The 1,198-nt window shown below is 65.2% G+C and carries 1 protein-coding gene; it reads right to left on the reverse strand.

The features are described from left to right. Nucleotides 1-1,134, reverse strand: a protein-coding gene (locus L8K25_RS22550; protein WP_242141263.1) for an IS3 family transposase whose coding sequence is annotated in 2 segments (ribosomal slippage) — nucleotides 1-882 and nucleotides 882-1,134 — 1,135 coding nt annotated over the 2 segments. Because the reading frame shifts where the segments join, the coding sequence is not laid out codon by codon here. This gene is flagged as partial in the annotation. Nucleotides 1,135-1,198 lie beyond the last annotated feature (64 nt).

Raw genomic sequence — 1,198 nt, forward strand, 5'->3', positions numbered from 1 at the left:
TGTCGCGCAGGAGCGCGGGTGAAGCAACGGTCGGGTTTAAACCCGACCGTTGCTTTTCGAGTTCGGCGGCGAAGGCCGCCGGTGTGGCGTAGCCGAGCGAGGAGTGTGGCCGCTCGGTGTTGTAGTCGTCGACCCAGCGCGCGAGGATCGAGCGCGCCTGGCGGACCGTGAAGAACAGCGTCTCGTTGAGCAGTTCGTCGCGCATGCGACCGTTGAAGCTCTCGACGAACCCGTTCTGCGTCGGCTTGCCGGGCGCGATGTAATGCCACTCGACGCCGGCGTCGCCGGACCAGGCAAGCACCGCGTTCGAGGTGAGCTCGGTCCCGTTGTCGCTGACGATCATTTTCGGCGCGCCGCGTTCGACGATCAGGTCGGCCAGCTCGCGCACGACCCGCCGGCCTGAGATCGATGTGTCGAGTACCGCCCGCAAGCACTCGCGCGTTACATCGTCGACGATGTTGAGGATGCGGAACCGCCGGCCCGTGGCCATCTGATCATGCACGAAGTCCAGGCTCCAGCGCTGGTTGGGCAGCGCCAGCACCGGGGCCGGCGCCCGTGCGCCGACGGCGCGCTTTCGTCCCTTCCGGCGACGCACCGTCAGACCTTCCTCGCGGTAGAGCCGCTGGGTCTTCTTGCGGTTGATCGTGATGCCCTCCCGGCGCAGCAGGATATGCAGTCGCCGATAGCCGAACCGCCGGCGCTGCTGCGCCAACTCTCGCAAACGCGACCGTAGGTCGCCATCATCTTCCCGGCACGAACGATACCGCATGCTCTTGCGATCCGCTCCGACGACAGCACACGCCCGCCGCTCGCTCATCCCCAGCGCCGTCTGGAGATGCGCGACCGCTTCCCGCTTCGCGGCAGGCGTCACCATTTTTTTGAAAGCAGGTCCTTCAGACCTGCGTTGTCGAGCATCGTATCCGCCAGCAGTCGCTTGAGCCGGGCGTTCTCCTCCTCGAGCGCCCGCAGCCGCTTCGCATCGGACACCTCCAGACCGCCGAACTTGGCCTTCCAGGCGTAATAGGTCGCGCTAGACATCCCGTGCCGACGACACAGATCCGTCACCACCGCACCTGCCTCGGCTTCCTTCAGGATGCCGATGATCTGCTCTTCCGAAAACTGCTTCCGCTTCATCTGTCCGTCCCTTTCCGGGGTCGGACTCTAGCTCCAATTGGAGGAAAAAACGGGGGGCACGTCA

The sequence above is a fragment of the Sphingomonas sp. TREG-RG-20F-R18-01 genome (assembly GCF_022662475.1).
Classification (GTDB): Bacteria; Pseudomonadota; Alphaproteobacteria; order Sphingomonadales; family Sphingomonadaceae; genus Sphingomonas.